At 69.4% G+C, this 14,731-nt stretch carries 14 protein-coding genes; 6 read left to right on the top strand and 8 right to left on the bottom strand.

Features of this window, described 5'->3' with window-relative positions:
• Positions 1–34: 34 nt before the first annotated feature.
• The 5 genes from ABZ911_RS24940 to ABZ911_RS24960 all read left to right on the top strand — a co-directional run bounded on the left by ABZ911_RS24940 (position 35) and on the right by ABZ911_RS24960 (position 4,165).
• The gene (locus tag ABZ911_RS24940) at positions 35–439 is read left to right on the top strand and encodes a rhodanese-like domain-containing protein (RefSeq protein ID WP_358060304.1); all 405 of its coding nucleotides are present in this window, start codon (positions 35–37) and stop codon (positions 437–439) included.
• Complete coding sequence (locus tag ABZ911_RS24945; RefSeq protein ID WP_358060307.1) at positions 436–828, top strand: hypothetical protein; 393 nt, start codon at positions 436–438, stop codon at positions 826–828. The genes ABZ911_RS24940 and ABZ911_RS24945 overlap by 4 nt, the downstream gene beginning before the upstream one ends.
• 47 nt (positions 829–875) lie before the next feature.
• The gene (locus ABZ911_RS24950) at positions 876–1,523 is read left to right on the top strand and encodes a DUF998 domain-containing protein (RefSeq protein WP_358060310.1); all 648 of its coding nucleotides are present in this window, start codon (positions 876–878) and stop codon (positions 1,521–1,523) included.
• 123 nt (positions 1,524–1,646) lie between these two features.
• On the top strand, positions 1,647–3,794 hold the full coding sequence (locus ABZ911_RS24955) for a nitrate- and nitrite sensing domain-containing protein (protein WP_358060414.1): 2,148 nt from the start codon (positions 1,647–1,649) through the stop codon (positions 3,792–3,794).
• A gap of 5 nt (positions 3,795–3,799) precedes the next feature.
• Positions 3,800–4,165, top strand: a complete 366-nt coding sequence (locus ABZ911_RS24960) for a DUF742 domain-containing protein (protein ID WP_358060417.1) — start codon at positions 3,800–3,802, stop codon at positions 4,163–4,165.
• Here the strand turns inward: ABZ911_RS24960 and ABZ911_RS24965 are convergent.
• The 6 genes from ABZ911_RS24965 to ABZ911_RS24990 all read right to left on the bottom strand — a co-directional run bounded on the left by ABZ911_RS24965 (position 4,162) and on the right by ABZ911_RS24990 (position 10,663).
• A complete protein-coding gene (locus tag ABZ911_RS24965; protein WP_358060313.1) occupies positions 4,162–4,734 on the bottom strand; it encodes an ATP/GTP-binding protein in 573 nt (190 codons plus the stop codon). The genes ABZ911_RS24960 and ABZ911_RS24965 overlap by 4 nt on opposite strands.
• Positions 4,715–5,074 (bottom strand): DUF742 domain-containing protein, encoded by a 360-nt coding sequence (locus tag ABZ911_RS24970; RefSeq protein ID WP_358060316.1) that lies wholly within the window; start codon positions 5,072–5,074, stop codon positions 4,715–4,717. The genes ABZ911_RS24965 and ABZ911_RS24970 overlap by 20 nt, the downstream gene beginning before the upstream one ends.
• Entirely contained in the window at positions 5,071–5,478 is a 408-nt protein-coding gene (locus ABZ911_RS24975; RefSeq protein WP_358060319.1) for a roadblock/LC7 domain-containing protein, read from the bottom strand. Before ABZ911_RS24975 ends, ABZ911_RS24970 begins: the two co-directional genes overlap by 4 nt.
• Positions 5,475–7,592 carry a nitrate- and nitrite sensing domain-containing protein gene (locus tag ABZ911_RS24980; protein ID WP_358060322.1) on the bottom strand — a complete coding sequence of 706 codons (2,118 nt, stop codon included), beginning with the start codon at positions 7,590–7,592 and terminating at the stop codon, positions 5,475–5,477. Before ABZ911_RS24980 ends, ABZ911_RS24975 begins: the two co-directional genes overlap by 4 nt.
• A 364-nt stretch (positions 7,593–7,956) precedes the next feature.
• Positions 7,957–8,589 (bottom strand): NYN domain-containing protein, encoded by a 633-nt coding sequence (locus ABZ911_RS24985; protein ID WP_358060325.1) that lies wholly within the window; start codon positions 8,587–8,589, stop codon positions 7,957–7,959.
• Between the two features lie 94 nt (positions 8,590–8,683).
• Complete coding sequence (locus ABZ911_RS24990) at positions 8,684–10,663, bottom strand: NAD(P)-binding protein (RefSeq protein WP_358060328.1); 1,980 nt, start codon at positions 10,661–10,663, stop codon at positions 8,684–8,686.
• A gap of 208 nt (positions 10,664–10,871) precedes the next feature.
• Here ABZ911_RS24990 and ABZ911_RS24995 point away from each other — a divergent pair, with 208 nt between their 5' ends.
• A complete protein-coding gene (locus ABZ911_RS24995) occupies positions 10,872–11,492 on the top strand; it encodes a hypothetical protein (protein ID WP_358060331.1) in 621 nt (206 codons plus the stop codon).
• Here ABZ911_RS24995 and ABZ911_RS25000 read toward each other — a convergent pair whose 3' ends face one another.
• Positions 11,493–13,529 carry a glycosyltransferase gene (locus ABZ911_RS25000; protein WP_358060334.1) on the bottom strand — a complete coding sequence of 679 codons (2,037 nt, stop codon included), beginning with the start codon at positions 13,527–13,529 and terminating at the stop codon, positions 11,493–11,495. It lies immediately after the preceding gene.
• A gap of 67 nt (positions 13,530–13,596) precedes the next feature.
• Positions 13,597–14,727, bottom strand: coding sequence for a UDP-N-acetylglucosamine 2-epimerase (non-hydrolyzing) (gene wecB / locus ABZ911_RS25005; protein WP_358060337.1), 1,131 nt, complete (start codon positions 14,725–14,727; stop codon positions 13,597–13,599).
• Between the last annotated feature and the right edge of the window lie 4 nt (positions 14,728–14,731).

Here is a 14,731-nt window from a genome sequence, read left to right on the forward strand (position 1 = left end):
CCGGTATCACTCGGAAACAGAGGGGGAGAAGACGATGAGCGACTCCGTCAAGCACCTGGTGGCGCACGCCAGGGAAGAGGTCCGCAACATGTCGGTGACCGAGGTCGCCGAGGCGCTCGAATCCGGCAAGGTCACCCTGGTCGACCTGCGCGAGGCCGACGAGGTACGGCGCGACGGCGCGATCCCGCTCGCGGTGCAGGCGCCCCGGGGGATGCTGGAGTTCTGGGCCGACCCGTCCAGCCCCTACCACCGCGCCGAGTTCGACCCTTCGGCGCCGACCATCCTGTACTGCGCCTCCGGCGGCCGGTCCGCGCTGGGCGCGCAGACCCTGCAGCGGCTCGGGTACACCGACGTCGCGCACCTCGACGGCGGGCTGGGGGCGTGGAAGGAGCACGGCCGCCCGGTGACCTTCCAGGCCGGGGACCGTACGGACTCGTGAAAGCGACGCTGGGGGAACGGTTCGCGCGGGCCCTGGCCGTCAAGGACGGGGCCGCGCTGCGGGCGCTGCTCGCCGACCGGGTCGACTTCCGGGCACTGACCCCCGGCGCCCACTGGGACGCGACGATCCCGGAGCAGATCGTGGACGGCATCGTCCTCGGTCACTGGTTCGACTCCGGAGACCACATCGAGCGGCTGTGCTCGATCCGGACGGGCCGGGTGGGCGACCGCGAGCACGTCTCCTACCGTTTCCGCGTCCGCAGCGGAGCGGACCGCTTCGTGGTGGAGCAGCAGGCGTACTACGCGGCCGAAGACGATCGCATCACCTGGATGCGCGTCCTGTGCTCCGGGTTCCGCCCGGAGATCAGGGGTGGGTCAGGGGTGGGGTAGGGGATTCGCCGGATGTCCGTTTCGGGTGGGTGGCGCAAGCTGGTCACATGACCTCGGTGAAAAGGCTCTATCCGCTGATCGCGTTCGCTGCGATCGCGTTCTCGGTGGTGGCGGTGGTGATCGGGCAGATCGTCCCCGACCCCTACCTCGACCCGATGAACGTGACCATCAGCGAGTACGCCGTGGCCGACCGCGGGGGCGTCACGGAAGTGGCGATGGCGGTGCTGGGCCTGGGGTCGCTGGTGTTGATGGCAGGGCTGAGGGCGGCGGGGGCGCCGGTCCGGGGGCTGCCCGAGTGGCTGATGGGGGTGTGGAGCGCGGCGCTGCTGGTGGCCGCGGTCATCCCGACCACGCCACTGGGCGAGGACATGACGCTGACGGCGCAGATCCACCGGTACGTGTCGGTGGCGGCGTTCCTGGCCCTGCCCGCCGCAGGCGCCCTGCTGGTGCCGCGCTTCGCGGCCGACGAGCGGTGGAAGGCGATCGCGCGGCCGGTGGAGTGGCTGGCGCTGGCGGGCGGGTTCGGCCTGCTGGCGATCACCTATGTGGCGCTGCCCGGCGACCGGGTGCTGATCGGTCTGGTGGAGCGGGTCCTGCTCGGGGCCGAGGTGGCACTGCTGGGGATGCTGGCGCTACGCCTGGTGCAGTTGACCTGGGTTCGGACAAGATCCCTACGATACGCGTCAATTTCCTGACATGTCACAAATGAGACAAGATATTCACGTTAGCCAGTGCTATTCTCTCCCGCGATCTTCTATGCGGGAGCGGGTGTCATGGCATCGGGCCGATCCATTCGATTCAAGATCGCGACTTTGCTGGTGGTCCCGCTGGTATCCCTCGTCGCCCTCTGGGGATACGCGGCGAGCACGACCACCGGGGCCGCGCTGAACCTGCTGAAAGTCGACACGTTCTGGACAGGCGTGATCAACCAGGCGGACGACCTGGTCGACGAGCTGCAACTGGAACGTCTCGCCTCGGCCGAGCGGCTGGACGGCGTCACCAACGCGCCCGCCGCCCTGGCGCGGCAGCGCTCGCAGACCGACAAGGCCAGGAAGCGGCTCATCGACGCCGTAGAGTCAGACGACACCCAGGCGGCACTGACGCACGACATGAAGATCCAGCTCGCCGGTGTCTTCGCTCAGGTGGACCGGCTGGGCGAGATCAGGCGAGGGGTGGACGACGGGGTGCTGACCCCGACCAGGCTGGTCGGCGACTACGCCGCGATCTCCGACTCGGTCTACCGCCTCTACGGCACGATCGCCCTCTCCACCGACGTCGAGCTCTACCGGCAGGCCAACGGCGTGATCGCCGGCGAGCAGGCGCAGGAGATCCTGCACCGCGAGCACACGCTGATCGTGGCCGCCGGAGCGACGCTCGACGCGGCCGACCGCGACCTGCTGGCCAGACTCGACGGCAACCGGGTCCTGCTCTTCGACAAGGCGCGGACCGACCTCGACGGCGAACTGCGCGCCTCGTTCGACCGGCTGGCCGGCTCACCCGGCTACATCAGCCTGATGGGCTCCATCGCCGCCTTCAACTCGGCGTCCCCGCCCGCCCTCGACACCTGGCGGCGGCAGGCCGAGCCGGTCCTGAAGACGTTCAACGCGGGCACCGGGGAGGCCGGAGACCTGCTGCTGTCCCGGATGAAGCCGGCGGGCTTCTCGATCCTGCTGAGCGCGGGAATCGCCGGCGTGATCGGCCTGATCGCGGTCGGCTTCTCCATCGTCGTCTCCGTCCGCGTCGGCCAGGTCATCACCAAGGAACTGGCCAGACTGCGCGGCACCGCGATCGAACTCGCCGAGGTACGGCTCCCGCGCGTGGTGGCCCGCCTGCGCCGCGGCGAACGCGTCGACGTCCCCCGGGAAGCCCCGCCGATCGTCATCGGGCCCAACGCCACCAGCGAGGTCAGGGACCTGGCCACCGCCTTCGACACCGTGCAGAGCACCGCCGTCGAGGCGGCGATCGAACAGGCGCGGCTGCGCGAGGGCGTCTCCGAGGCGCTGCGGAACCTGGCCCGCCGCAGCCAGTCGCTGCTGCAGCGCCAGCTCAAGCTGCTCGACCACATGCAGAGCCACGCCGAGGACCCCGAGGCGCTGGAGAACCTGTTCAAGCTCGACCACCTCACCACCCGCATGCGCCGCCACGCCGAGGGCCTGGTGCTGCTGTCCGGCGGCGTCGCGGGCCGCCGGTGGCGCGGCACCATCCCGATCGAGGACGTGCTCAGCGGCGCCGCCGGGCAGGTGGAGGACTACACCAGGATCCGCGTCTACCCGATGCCCGAGTGCGGCGTGTCCGGCTCCTGCGTCGCCGACCTGATGCACCTGTTCGCCGAGCTCATGGAGAACGCGACCTCCTTCTCCTCACCCGGCAACGAGGTCTCCGTCCGAGGCGAGCCGGTCGGCAGAGGCTACGTCGTGGAGATCGAGGACCGCGGGCTCGGCATGCTCGACAAGGACCGTGAGGCGATCAACGCCCGGCTGGCCAGCCCGCCCGAGTTCGACCCGTCCCTGACCGAGCGTCTCGGCTTCGCGGTGGTCGGCCTGCTGGCCGCCCGGCACGGCATCGCCGTCACGCTGAAGCCCTCGCCGTACGGCGGGACCACGGCGGTGGTGCTGGTGCCCACCGCCCTGCTGGAACAGCTCCCGCTGCCGGTCGAGCTGCCCGAGCTGGTCCACCTGCCGACGGCGGCGATCGAAAGGGAGGCGAGCGGTGGCCTGCCGCGCAGGACGCGCACCACCACCAAGCGGGACACCGAGCCGGCCGCGCTCACCGCGGCACCGGCCACCGGGCAGGACCTGCCCCGCAGGGTACGGCAGGTCAACCTGCCCCCGAAACTGAAAGAACCGGCACCGCCACCCGCGGAGGAGCGCTCTCCCGAGGAGGCCAGAGCGCTGCTGTCCTCCCTCCAGTCGGGTTGGCAGCGCGGCCGCCAGGACAGTGAGCAGGAGGGGGGCTCAGAGCGGTGAGTGACATGGAATGGCTCGACGAGGAGGCCGGACCGGTCGTCCGGCCGTACGCGATGACCAGGGGGCGGACGAGGCCCTCGTCGGCGGCGCTCGACCTGCTGGCCATGGTGGCGGCCACCGGCGTACCGGTGCCCGCGCAGGCCGAGCTGAGCGTGCAGCACCGGCGGCTGCTCGGTCATGTGACGCGCAGCCGTACCCGCCCGATCGTCGAGCTCTCCTCGGAGCTGGGACTGCCGGTCGGCGTGGTCCGGGTGCTGCTCGGAGATCTGCTCGACCACGGGCTGATCCTCGTGCGGCCGCCGCTGGCGGCGGCCGCGTCGCCGACCGAGCGCCTGCTGCGCGAGGTGATCAACGGGCTGCGGGCGCTCTAGCCCGCGGTGGTGAGCGTCCTCAGCGAGTGTTCCACCAGCGCGATCATGACCTGCTTGGCGGAGGTCCTCCGCCGCACGTCGCACAGCAGCACGGGGACGTCGTCGTCCAGGTCGAGCGCGCCCCGCACGTCCTCGATGCTGTGCCTGGCCGCGCCGTCGAAGCAGTTCACCGCGACGACGAAGGGCGTGCCCCGTTGCTCGAAGTAGTCGATGGAGGGGAAGCAGTCGGTCAGCCGCCGGGTGTCGGCGATGACGACCGCGCCGAGCGCGCCGTAGGACAGCTCGTCCCACATGAACCAGAAGCGTTCCTGGCCGGGCGTGCCGAACAGGTAGACGACCAGGCCGTCGCGGATGGTGATCCGGCCGAAGTCCATGGCGACCGTGGTCGTGGTCTTGCCCTCGACGCCGTCGAGGTCGTCCACGCCGATGCCGCGGTCGGAGAGCACTTCCTCCGTCTTCAGCGGCTTGATCTCGCTGATAGCGCCGACCAGGGTGGTCTTCCCGACGCCGAACCCGCCGGCGACCAGGATCTTCAGCGCTACGGGTTCCTCAGAGAGCCCGGAGTCCATTGATCACTTCCTTGAGAATGCGCTCATTCGGGCGCGGCCCCGCCGCGGAGGGGGACGACACCGAGATGAGGCCGTTGTCACGCAGGTCGCCGAGTAAGACCCGGACGACGCCGACCGGCAGGTCGAGCTCGACGGCCACGTCGGCCACCGAGATGGGGGTGTGGGCAGCTTTCAGGATCAGTTCCTGCTCGGGACCGAGGTCCCCGGGCGACTCGCCCGTCGTGCTCACCGTCGCGATGAGGTCGAGGACCGCGCCGGAGGACCTGGTGCGGCCTCTGGTCAGCGCGTAAGGCCGGACGAATGGTCCGGCCTCCTCGTCCATCCACTGCGGGGTGTTCATGACGATGCTGCTCGCGGATTCGTCGAGATGTGCTGACCCACCCGCTTGACCAGCATCGCCATCTCATAGGCGATGTGGCCGACGTCGGCGTCGGAGTTGGCGAGCACGGCCAGGCAGGTGCCCTGCCCAGCGGCCGTGACGAACAGGAACGCCGACTCCATCTCCACGATGGTCTGGCGGACGTCACCGCCGCCGAAGTGACGGCCGGCGCCGCGGGCTAGGCTCTGGAACCCGGACGCGACCGCGGACAGGTGCTCGGCGTCCTCGCGCGACAGCCCGCGCGAGAAGCCGATCGCCAGGCCGTCGGTGGACAGGATCACGGCCTGCCGTACCGCGCCCACCCGGGTGGTGAGGTCGTCGAGGAGCCAGTTCAGCTCACCGGTGTTGGTGGTAGGTGTTGTCACGTATCCCCCTCCATGGTCTCTTCCGCTCGGGCACGCTGGGTACCCCGCTGGAACGCGGAGAACAGGTCGCGTACCTCGTCGGGAGAGCGTTCTGTCTTCTGCTCGGGCTGTGGGTCCTCCGGCTGCGCCTTGAGCTGGGGCGCGAGGTTGGTCTGGCGTACCCGGCGGGGCAGGCCGGCGTGGGTGCCGTCCTGCCTCGACTCGCGACCGCCACCGCCGACGATCGCCAGCGGCTTCCGCCGGCGGTGCGGAAGTGCGGGCTCCTCGTCGGTGGGCGGCAGCGAGTCCTTGTCGACGAGCAGCGTACGGGGTACCAGGATGATGGCCGTGGTGCCGCCGAACGGCGACGCGCGCAGGAGCACCTTCGCCTCGTGCCGCTGGGCCAGCCTGGCCACCACGAAAAGCCCGAGCCTGTCACTGTCGGCCAGGTCGAACTCCGGCGGGTTGACCAGGAGATCGTTGAACCTGGCGTACTCCTCGGGCGTGAGCCCGAGTCCTCTGTCCTCCACTTCGATCACGTAACCGTTGCTCACCGCGTCACCCCGGACCTGCACCGTGGTATTCGGCGGGGAGTAGATCGTGGCGTTCTCGATCAGCTCGGCGACCAGGTGGGTGAGGTCGGCCGCGGCGGCGCCGTCGAGGGCCGCGGCGGGCATCGACTGGACGCTCACCCTGACATAGTCCTCGACTTCGGCGATCGCCGCCCGGACCACGTCGAGCACGGCGACGGGCTTGCGCCAGGCCCGGCCGGGCGGCGCGCCCGACAGGATGATCAGGCCCTCGGCGTGCCGCCGCATGCGGGTGGTCAGGTGGTCGAGCCGGAACAGGTCGTCCAGGCTGTCCGGATCCTCGGTACGGCGCTGCATGCCGTCCAGCAGGGCGAGCTGGCGGTGCAGCAGGCCCTGCTTGCGCCTGGCCAGGTTGAGGAACACCTGGCCCACACCGCGCCGCAGGGCGGCCTGACCGACGGCGGCGGCCACCGCGGTGCGCTGCACCGAGGCGAACGCGTGCGCCACGTCGCGGATCTCCGCCGAGCCGCTCACCTTGATGGACGGGGCCTCGGCCCGCACGTCCACCTCCTCGCCGCGGCGCAGGCGCTCGACGAGCTGCGGGAGCCGTACTTCGGCCAGTTCCAGGGCGGCCGAGCGGAGTCGGCCGAGCTCGGCGGAGAGGCGGCGGCCGAAGCGGACCGAGATGATGATCGAGGAGACGACCGCGAGCAGGCCCACGCCGCCGGCGACGGCGATCCTGACCGTGATGGTCGTCGCGACCGACGCGGAGCGCTCGGCGATGACCTTCGAGGAGGAGACGCCGAGCCGGTCGAGCTGGACCGACAGATCGTCGAGCGTGGCGCCCCAGCGCGCGGCGTCGGCCGGCGGCGCGCCGCTCGCGATGATCCGCGCCTCGGCCTGCGCGAACTCGGCGAAGGTGTCCCCGTCGAACGCCTTCTGGTACGGCACCCGCAACGCGGCGTCCAGCGCGGACACCCCTCTGGAGTGCAGGAACTTGCGGGTGGCGACGTACTCGGTGAAGGCGGCGACCTCGGCCTCGGTCATCTTGCGGTCCATCAGGACGGCGCTGATGAGGGCGTGCTCCCTGGCGACGATCTCGCGGGCGTTGCCCATCGTCTGCATCGCCGAGGCCTGCTGGAAGATCGGCAGGTCGGGCACGGCGACGAGCTGGTCGTACAGGCGGAAGAGAGTGTCGAGGATGCGGTTGTACTCGTTGAGGCCGGACAGGCGGGTGCTGTTGCCGCTGTCGATCGCCGTGCGGACGCTGTCGAGCCGGCGCAGCTCGGTGTCCAGGATGTCGATGGGGGCGCGCAGTTCCCCGCCGATGTCGTCGTCGGCCTGGACGAGCGCCTTGCGGTAGTCGTCCACGGCCTCGTCCGTGCGGGTGCGCTGGGCGCCGAGGTCCTGGGTGAGCTTGCGCGAGGTGATCGCCACCAGGGAGCGGGCACGCTCTGCCTGAAGCTGTACCCCCAGCTCCGTCGACGTGACCCCGATCGACTGGTACAGCGCGTCGGCCCGTAGGAGGGCCTGGCCGTCGCCCACGGTCAGGTTGAGGACAAAGCCCCAGAGCGCGCTCAGGGACAGGAGGGGTAGAAGCAGCAACAAAAAGATCTTGAACCGAATCGACCGGTTTCTCGAGCCCATGTCCCAACCTCGGAGTGCCGAGGCGCATTTCCACACTCTGTGTGTAAATACACCTCCGGAAGATCGCACAGGAGACTAGCACCTATGAAGGGGGTGGCGCAGTGGAGGAAGGTGACGATTAGTGTGAATACCGGGTCGAGTGCCTGTTTCGCCGGCAGCGCCCCGGGGTCACCCGCCGAGCCCAGCCCCACCCCGTCGACCTCTCACGCTGGGTGAGTTGACAGACACGTTGGGGTACTGTTTACTTGGAATCAATCACCCCACGGGACAAGCGCCCAGTGGGTGCAGGCCCCGTCCAGTGGACGGGGCCTTGCGTTTTTCCCTACCATTCCTGCGGCCGCCGGATCTCTCCGTCCCCGTCCTGGAGCTTCTCCGGGAACTGGCAGGCGCGTAGGACGGCGGGCCGGATCTGCTTGAAGAAGGTCGGCTGGGCAGCCGCGAGGCCCAGGCTGCGCTTGTGGGCGGCGTGAGGATTGACAATGCCCACAGGGTGCTTCAGCTCGTGGCACAGCAGCCTGATCGGCTCCGCGAGGTCGGCGTCGTTGGTGATGACCACCGAGGTCTGGCAGTCCTCGCGGAAGGCGTCCGCGAGCAGGTAGGTGGCGATGTTCACGTCCGATCCCTTCTCCTCCACCTTGATCACCTGCGCGGAGGCCGGGCCGCCGCTCACCGGGTTGGCCAAGCGCATGCGCACCGTATGGACCTGGAAGCGGCCTAGGTGCACCGTGAGATTCGGGATCGTGGCCAGCGCTCTCAGGTAGAAGTCCTGCCGGTTCAGCAGGTCTGGATCATCCGGGCGTGAGATCACCCTGGCGGTGAAGTAGCGGATGCGGTGGATGTGGTCTCCCGGGAGGAGGCGGCGGGTCAGGGCGTCGAGGTCGAGCCACCTGTGGGGCGTGCCCTTGAGGCAGCCGTAGTAGAGATTGAAGCCGTCAACGTAGACGTTCGTCAGCACAGAGTAAGGATATAGTCACAGAGAGTTTGATAGGACGGATGTGCCGGGTTACTCCGGGAGGACTGCGGGATACCGGTGGCTGAGTGAGCGGTCCTCATGCCCGTAGTTCTGCGACGGCTCGGTAGGCGGCGGTGATCGCGGCGTCGGCGTAGGCGGCGGGTACGGAGTCGGAGTTGGCGATGGCGATCCGGCCGAACTGCTTACGGGCGGTCTCCGCGGGGGTGGGGCCGTCCGGGTAGAAGGTGTTCCAGGGGCGGCAGTACTCGGGCGCGTAGCCGTGGCCCCAGCGGTTGACGGTGATCGCCTGGATGTCCTTGGCGGGGTCGAAGCCGGCGTCGCCGAGCAGGCGGGTGAGCTGGTCGCGGATGCTGTACTCCAGCCACGAGTACTCCGTCTTGATGAGGGTGTGCCGCCCGGCGACGGCCCCGAAGCTGGGCGCCATGCCGGGCGCGCACGGTGCGGCGATCATGTGGACGTTGATCGGCTCACCGGGCTCCTTCGGGCACTCGTAGCCGGGCATGCTGACCGGGTAGTCGAGCTCGGAGACGCACCAGTAGGCGCCGGTCCAGCGGGTGTGGTGGACGCCGGTCTTCTTCCACGCCTGCCAGTCGCGCAGCTGCACCATCGCGTACAGCAGTGGGATCTTGACCGCCTCGTGCAGCGCCTGGCGCTGGGGTGGCGGCAGGTCCGGGGTCAGGTACGGGATCACCATGTTCCAGCAGGCCAGGATCACCGAGTCGGCCCGGACCGTCTTGATCGCGTGGCCGTCGTAGTAGCCGACGGTCGCGGTCTTGGCGCTGCCGGGATCGCCGTCGTTGGCGGCGCTCACCACGGGGCTGGACAGCCGGAAGCGCACCCGGTTCCCGGGGAGGTCGAGCCTGCTGTAGTCGTAGGCGGCGGTGGTCACGCCGTTCATGTCGGTGGCGCCGGCGAAGCCGGGGATCATCCGCCCCACCATCATCCGCACCAGCGCCTGGTTGCCTTCGGGGAAGTGGTAGATGTACGGGTCTTCGGCGTCCCACTCCTTCTTCATGCTCGGCGAGTTGTACTTCGAGGGTTTGTCGCTGTTGAGCTTGAGCCCTTGGAAGCCGGGATAGAGCCACTCCTCGGCGCTGCCCCAGGCGTCGATGGCGCCGAAGGCGTCGGTGCCGTAGGCCCACTCGTCGCTGGACATGGTCCGGCAGAACCGCTCCACGTCGGGGTGCGCCTTGCAGACATCGGTGAGGAACTTCGAGTACGTCAGGGCGGCCAGCCGCTCCTCCTTCTGGGCCTGGCTCAGGTGGGGGAACCAGTCGGGCGGGTTGGTGTAGAGCCTGATCAGGTCCCGCTTGGCCTGGTCGGCGATGGGGAGCTGGGCGACCCACTGCTCGGCCTTGACGCCCGGCGTGTAGCGGATCAGCCTCTCGGTGGTGAAGGTCTCGCGGTCGCACATCACGCTGTCGTGCATGCCGAGGTTCGTGTAGAGCTTCTGGTCGAAGTACGTCTCGAACTTCTTGACGTCGATGCCGAGGCGCTTCAGCAGGTCCTTGCCCTCGGGCGTCCACACCGAGGGGGCTTCGAGGGACTGCGAGCCGCCGTACCCGATGAGCGGTCCTTTGCGGGCGGGTGGGTGGAACTCGTTGCGCCGGGCGTGGCCGCCGATCTCGTCGTGGTTCTCCAGGATCAGGATCCGGGCGTCGGGGTCGTGGCGCAGCCACTCGAAGGCCGCGCTCACCCCACTGATGCCGCCGCCGACCACTACCAGGTCGTAGTTCTCGCCGGTCGGCTGGGGAGTGCCCGCGTACTGCCAGAAGCGGCCGTCCCGCATCGCGTGCGGCACGCTCAGCGCCTGGGGGGTGTTGCCCTGCAGCCCGGTCAGGTTCGGCGGGAACCGTACGTTGGCGGGGACCTCCAGTCTTTCGGTGCCGATCACCTCAGGGCCCTCGCCTGCGGTCACGCCGCAGCCGGTCAGTGCGCCGAGCGCGGCCACTCCGGCGGTCATGGCGACGCCGTCGAAGAAGTCGCGGCGCGTGATGGGACGTCCCATGCCGAGATCACGAGCCCGCCGAGGATTGATCTCCTGATGATCGGTCATGGCGAGATCATCATCAGCGGGCGCGAATGCGCCGGGGTGGCACGCAGCCCTTCGGCAAACATTTAACGCGCTATTCGCGAATGGGAACGTTCTGCTGACCTTTGCCTATGCCGTGTTCTGGTGCTCTAGCGTGCTTGATGAATGCGGTCATCGGCGAAATGGGGAAAGCGTGATTAAGGGAATTGTCGGTATATGTGCCGCCATATTGATGGTCGGTGGATGCGCCGGTGAAGAGGCGGCGGCGCCCGCCCCGGCGGCGCGGCCCGACGCGAAGGCGCCAGGGCTCGCGGCCGCGCTGCTGTCCGCGCCGCCCGGCATGAAGGTCGCCTACGGGCCCGAGGCGGGGCCGTTCGGCTCGCTCAAGGCGACCAAGACCGGGCTCGAAGCCATGCGGCAGGCGCAGGTGGAGCAGCCGGGCTGCGCCGGAGCGGGCCAGCTCGACGCCAGTGCGCCCGCCGTGCGCGACGCGCCCGCCGCGGTCGTCGCCTTCGCCTCCGAGCAGGGCTCGATCACCGAGGCGCTCATCGCGCTGCCCGAGGCGTTCCCCAAGCCGCCGGCCAAGAAGTGCGCCTCCTACACCGCCACGGTGCGCGGTACGAAAGTGCTCTACAAGACCACGGAACTGCGTCTGCCGCGGCTCGGCGACGAATCCCGCGCCTACCTCACGACCGTTTCGAGCACCGGGGGAAAGATTCAGATCGGCTCGGTCGCCGTACGGCACGGGAACACCGTCATGAGCCTGCTCGCCGTCGGAACAAAGGTGAAGGCCACCGGATTGCGCGACCAAAGCCGCCTGGCCTACGAGAAGCTGGTGAACGCGATGAAGTAATCAGATGAGGACGTGGTCGGCCGGGTGGCCGACGAAGGAGAACTGGGCGTTCCTGGTCAGTTTGATGTGGTCGGCCTGCCAGGTGTGCATGGCCGCGTCCGCGCTGCGCCAATAGACGAAGTTGAACCGGTCCGCCGAGTAGATCTTGACCTGGTCCTCCTTCAGCCTGCGCACCAGGTGGGTGTCCTCGCCTCGGGTGATGTCGGCGAAGGGGTAGGTCCGGAACAGGTCCGCCTTGCCGAGGAAGGTGCCGCCCTGGACCAGCCACGAGTAGCGGTGCTCCAGGCCGGGCAGGCGGAGCATGGTGGTGTTGGAGCCCTCGAAGTAGGCGTAGTGGGCGCCCTTGCCGGTCAGTTCGGCGTCGGAGAAGTCGAAGGAGCGGACCAGGTCCGACAGGTAGTGCTCGCCGTACAGGTTGTCGTCGTCCATCTTGGCGATCAGTTCGCCGTCGGCGGCCTCGATGCCCAGGTTCATGCAGGCGCCCAGCGACATCTCGGCCGAGGCGGGCAGCACCACGACGTCGGTGATCCCGGCCATCCTGGCCTTGTCGGCGACCACGACGGGGTCGATGTCCAGGCCGTGCAGGACCATGACGAGCTGCAGCGGCCGGTGGAACTGCTTGGCGACCGAGGAGATGGCGTGCTCGATCTGGGCGGCGCGGTTGGTGGGCAGCACCACGGAGATCGACCGCGGGCGGGCCGTCGACTGGTGGCCGAGCACGCCCATGATCTGGTCCACCCGGTGCGCGAACAGGTGCTTGTCGAACACCTCGCGCATGGCCAGGTGGCCCTGCCGGGCGCGCAGCTCGGGGCTGTTGATCAGGTGCAGCACCTGGTTGTAGGACTCGACCGGCTCGCGGGCGATGGGGATCAGGTCGCCGAAGGTCTCCTCGATCGCCCGTGACCAGCCGGACACCACCGGGGTGGAGCAGGCCGACAGCTCGAACACCCGGCGTGCGCACATGGTGGGCGAGTCGAGCACGGAGTTGACGTTCAGGAAGACCTTGTACATCCGGTAGGCGGCCAGCATCTGGTCGTAGGGCAGCTCGCCGACGATGTGCGGGCGGTACTCCGCGGGCCAGGCGTACTTCTCGTCCACCTCGCCGTTGCGGGCGAAGATGTGCAGGCCCAGCTCGCGGATCGGGTCGAGGACGGTCTCCATCTGCTCGCGCCGCTCGGGGTGCTTGTCGCGGAAGTACATCCCGGCGAAGACCACGTCGTGCAGGCGGCCCTGGCGCTGCTGGATCGGGTTGTGCACGCGCGGCTGGGCGGCGAACTGCAGCACGTCCACCCGGTCGTGGCCGAGCACCTCGCGGTACTTCGGCACCATGTCGCCGTCGCAGGTGAAGACGTGGTCGAACAGCTTGGCCGTGTCGATGAAGAAGTCGAAGTTGGGCGGGTCCTCCTTGTTCCAGAAGACCGTCGGGATGCCCTCGCTGCGGCACCAGGCGACCAGGTCGCGCAGCTCCTGCTTGGGCGCGTTCGAGCCGGTCATCTGGTAGCGCCAGCGGCCCTGGTTGCCGTGCCAGGCCGACTCGCAGAACAGCAGGTCGGGCCGCTTCTCGGCGAAGATCTCCGGCCAGTCGCGCAGCCCGAACTCGATCTGGTCCCACTCGTAGCGGAAGGCCATCCGGGAGAAGTCGTCGAGGATCACCGCGACCTTGAGGTCGGGCCGGTTGACCGGTCCGAGCGGCCACTTCACCGCGGGCACCTCGACCAGCGGCGGCCGGTGGTTCGCGGTCTCGATGACCTCGGTCACCGGCACCGGGGGCTTGGGGGCCTTCTCCCGCGACCGCACCGCCTCGACGATCCGCCCCGGCGACTTCGAGCCGAGCGCCTCACCGAGTTTGAAGGTCCGCTTGGCCTGGGCGGCCTGCAGCTTCCAGGTCGCGTACTCCGCCTTGGCCTCGGCGATCTCCAGCCTCCGCCGCAGCTCCCTGACGTCCGCCTCGTAGCGCTCGATCAGCTTGCGCTCCTCGGGCAGCCAGTTGATGGGCCCGAGCCGCTGGAAGGTCGGCTCTTCGGGGGTTTCGGCCATGGTGCATGCCCTTATCGCTAGCGGAGGTCTGTCATGGTACGGCTGTTGCCGTACGTAATAGGGCTTTTTACTCGGATCGGACACCCTGGGAGGCAGGGGAGAGATTGTCCCCCGCCAGCCACGACGCGATCACCCGGGCGATGCGTGGCCCGGCGGCGCCGTCCCACATGACCGGCAGGTCGCCCGAAGGGGTCACCGCGCCGTCGGCCAGCGCCTTGGAGGCGGCGGCGGGCAGCAGCGCGGGCGTGACCAGCCGGTTGGTGCCGTGCGTGATGGTGATCGGCCGCTCAGTGTTCGGCCGGACGGTCAGGCACGGGACGCCCAGCATGGTCGTCTCCTCCTGCACGCCGCCCGAGTCGGTGACCACGAGCGCGGAGCCGCGCACCAGCGACAGGAAGTCGACGTAGCCCAGCGGGTCCACCACCCGCACCGACGGGCCGTCGACCAGCCCGGCCTCGGCCAGCCGGGTACGGCCGCGCGGGTGGATCGGCACCACCAGCGGGATCTGCTCGGCCACCGACAGCACGGCCTCGACCAGCTCGCGGGCGGTCTCGGGGCGGTCCACGTTGGCCGGCCGGTGCAGGGTGGCCACGGCGTAGCGGGCGGGCAGGCCCAGGCGCTCGACGACGGGCGCGGGGTCCAGCGAGGGCAGTGCGGCGAACAGGCTGTCGATCATCGGGTTGCCCACCAGGTGCACCTTGGCGGCGGGCACGCCCTCGGCAGCGAGGTACGACAGCGCCTCAGGGGAGGTGGCGAACAGCAGGTCGGACAGCGCGTCGGTGACGATCCGGTTGACCTCCTCCGGCATGCCGCGGTCGAAGGAGCGCAGGCCCGCCTCGACGTGCGCGGTGGGCACCCCCAGCTTCGCGCAGACCAGGATCGCCGCCAGCGTGGAGTTGACGTCGCCGTAGACGACGACCAGGTCCGGGTTCTGCCCGAGGACGACCTCCTCCAGGCCGACGAGCAGGGCCGCGGTCTGCTTGGCGTGCGAGCCGGAGCCGACTCCCAGGTTCGCCACGGGCTCGGGCAGGCCGAGGTCGGCGAAGAAGACGTCCGACATCAGCGCGTCGTAGTGCTGACCGGTGTGGATGATGCCCTGCCGCACCCCCAGCTCGGCCAGTCCGCGCACCACCGGGGCCGCCTTCACGAAATTGGGCCGGGCGCCCAGAACGTGCAGGACCAGGGGGTTCTCCCGCATTGAC

This window comes from Nonomuraea sp. NPDC046570, from assembly GCF_040645915.1.
In the GTDB taxonomy this organism is placed as follows: domain Bacteria; phylum Actinomycetota; class Actinomycetes; order Streptosporangiales; family Streptosporangiaceae; genus Nonomuraea.

Coding starts and splice junctions, on each gene's coding strand:
- wecB (WP_358060337.1), bottom strand. CDS start 14,727: ATGCGGGAGAACCCCCTGGTCCTGCACGTTCTGGGCGCCCGGCCCAAT.
- ABZ911_RS25000 (WP_358060334.1), bottom strand. CDS start 13,529: ATGGCCGAAACCCCCGAAGAGCCGACCTTCCAGCGGCTCGGGCCCATC.
- ABZ911_RS24995 (WP_358060331.1), top strand. CDS start 10,872: ATGGTCGGTGGATGCGCCGGTGAAGAGGCGGCGGCGCCCGCCCCGGCG.
- ABZ911_RS24970 (WP_358060316.1), bottom strand. CDS start 5,074: ATGAACACCCCGCAGTGGATGGACGAGGAGGCCGGACCATTCGTCCGG.
- ABZ911_RS24965 (WP_358060313.1), bottom strand. CDS start 4,734: ATGGACTCCGGGCTCTCTGAGGAACCCGTAGCGCTGAAGATCCTGGTC.
- ABZ911_RS24960 (WP_358060417.1), top strand. CDS start 3,800: ATGGAATGGCTCGACGAGGAGGCCGGACCGGTCGTCCGGCCGTACGCG.
- ABZ911_RS24990 (WP_358060328.1), bottom strand. CDS start 10,663: ATGACCGATCATCAGGAGATCAATCCTCGGCGGGCTCGTGATCTCGGC.
- ABZ911_RS24950 (WP_358060310.1), top strand. CDS start 876: ATGACCTCGGTGAAAAGGCTCTATCCGCTGATCGCGTTCGCTGCGATC.
- ABZ911_RS24940 (WP_358060304.1), top strand. CDS start 35: ATGAGCGACTCCGTCAAGCACCTGGTGGCGCACGCCAGGGAAGAGGTC.